The organism is Phytoactinopolyspora endophytica (genome assembly GCF_004138495.1).
In the GTDB taxonomy this organism is placed as follows: domain Bacteria; phylum Actinomycetota; class Actinomycetes; order Jiangellales; family Jiangellaceae; genus Phytoactinopolyspora; species Phytoactinopolyspora endophytica.
This window is the reverse complement of the sequence record NZ_ML142870.1, coordinates 51,601-53,739: the sequence shown is the minus strand read 5'-3', so window position 1 is coordinate 53,739 and position 2,139 is coordinate 51,601. Positions and strand designations below refer to the sequence as shown.

Sequence of the window (2,139 nt, the reverse complement as noted above, 5' to 3'; positions counted from 1 at the left end):
CGGCTGGAGGTACCAGCCGGCGCTACCGCTGTGAGCTTTCTGACGGCGGCGGTGGAGAAGACGGGCGGCCTGGTCACCGCGCTCGACGTGACCGGCTCCGGTCATGACCGAATCCAAGTGGACGTGACATGCGCGGCGAGCTCGTCGGCGCATGCGGAGGAGCTGGTGGACGCCCTCCGGTCGGTGCCGGGCGTGACGATCGGCAAGGTGAGCGACCGTACGTTCCTGGTCCACCTCGGGGGCAAGATCGAGATCAAGTCCAAGGTTCCGATCCGTAACCGGGACGACCTCTCGCTTGTGTACACACCCGGCGTGGCGCGCGTATCGCAGGCGCTGGTCAAGAATCCGGAGGATGCCCGGCGGCTGACCATCAAGCGGAACACGGTCGCAGTGGTGACCGACGGCTCCGCGGTGCTCGGCCTGGGGAACATCGGCGCCACGGCGGCTCTGCCGGTCATGGAGGGCAAAGCGGCATTGTTCAAGCGCTTCGCGGACATCGACGCCTTCCCGATCTGCCTCGACACGCAGGATACCGAGGAGATCATCCGCACTGTCCAGAACATCGCGCCGGTGTTCGCCGGCATCAACCTCGAGGACATCTCGGCGCCCCGATGCTTCGAGATCGAGGCCCGTCTACGCCAGTTGCTGGACATCCCGGTGTTCCACGACGACCAGCACGGCACCGCCATCGTGGTGCTGGCGGCACTGATCAACGCGCTGAAGGTGGTCGGGAAGGACCTCGCGACCATCCGCATCGCCATGGCCGGCGCCGGAGCGGCGGGTCACGCCATCGCACACCTGCTGCATTCCGCCGGTGCGCGCGACATCGTCGCCGCGGACGTCAACGGTGTGATCTATCCCGGCCGCGCCGACCTCGCCGGGGTGCCGACCTGGTATCTCGAGCACAGCAACCCGCGTGGCGTCACCGGTACGCTGCGGGACGCGGTGGCCGGAGCCGACGTGTTCATCGGCGTGTCCGCTCCGAACATCCTGACCGCCGCCGACGTCGCCACGATGGCGGACGAGGCGATCGTCTTCGCGCTGGCGAACCCGGAACCGGAGATCCAGCCGCAGGAGGCCGGAAAACACGCCGCGGTGGTCGCCACGGGTCGCAGCGACCATCCGAACCAGATCAACAACGTGCTCGCCTTCCCTGGTGTGTTCCGGGGCCTGCTGGACGCGCACAGCCGCAGCGTCACCACGGAGATGCTCACGGCGGCGGCCCGGGCGCTGGCAGGAACCGTCAGCGACGACGAGCTCAACCCCGCGTATGTGATCCCGAGCGTCTTCCATCCCGGGATCTCCGACACCGTGGCGACGGCGGTGCGCGACAGTGTCGAGATCATCCGCAAGACCGCGGAGGAGACGGGGGAGTTTCCCGCCGTCCCGGTGTAGTGGACGTGATCGTTGGACGGCGCCGCGAGCGCATTGAGGCACGATAGAAGCATGGGGCAGAAGAAGCTGACCGGGCAGCTGCTGGTGGCCACACCGACGCTGCACGGGTCGACGTTCGACAGCAGCGTCATTCTCATGCTCTCGCACGACCACGACGGCGCGCTCGGCGTGATCGTGAACCGCCCGAGCGACGTGCCGATCGGCCGGCTGCTGCCGAACTGGAGCCACGTCGCCTCCGAGCCTGACGTCATCTTCCAAGGTGGACCGGTCAGCACCGACAGCGCGCTCGGTCTGGTCTTGATCGCCGGCAACGGGGAGCCGCTCGGAGTGCGCCGGGTCAGTGGCGAGGTGGGCGTCTTGGACCTGGACACACCCGCCGAGGTGGTCGAGCCGGCCGTGGGCGGGCTGCGCATCTTCGCGGGTTATGCCGGATGGGCTCCAGACCAGCTGGAAGGGGAGATCGAGGAAGGCTCCTGGTACGTGGTCGACGCCGAGGCGGGCGATGCGTTCCGTGGCGATGCGGAAGGGCTGTGGCGGACCGTGCTGCGCCGGCAGCCGGGACATCTGGCGCTCATGGCATCGTTTCCGGCTGACCCGACGATGAACTGAAGGCCCTGGGCGGAACCGCTACTGCGGGGAGGGGGCGAGTCGGGATGGGGAGGGGAAACCCGGCCTCGCCCGCGGCCAGATCGTCGCGGGGCTCCTCACAGGCCGACGCCCGCGCCTACCCTGGCCGGGATTTCC

2 protein-coding genes are annotated in these 2,139 nt (G+C 68.5%); both read left to right on the top strand.

Going from position 1 to position 2,139, the window contains the following annotated elements; translation table 11 throughout:
- Positions 1 to 1,395, top strand: a 1,395-nt coding sequence (locus tag ELR45_RS29720) for an NAD-dependent malic enzyme (protein WP_420813975.1), incomplete at its 5' end; no start/stop codon positions are given.
- Between the two features lie 51 nt (positions 1,396 to 1,446).
- Positions 1,447 to 2,004, top strand: a complete 558-nt coding sequence (locus ELR45_RS29715; RefSeq protein WP_129669527.1) for a YqgE/AlgH family protein — start codon at positions 1,447 to 1,449, stop codon at positions 2,002 to 2,004.
- The last annotated feature ends 135 nt before the right edge of the window (positions 2,005 to 2,139 follow it).

What these genes read in the sequence shown, in the direction of transcription:
- ELR45_RS29715 (WP_129669527.1), top strand. Translation starts at nt 1,447, where the DNA reads ATGGGGCAGAAGAAGCTGACCGGGCAGCTGCTGGTGGCCACACCGACG.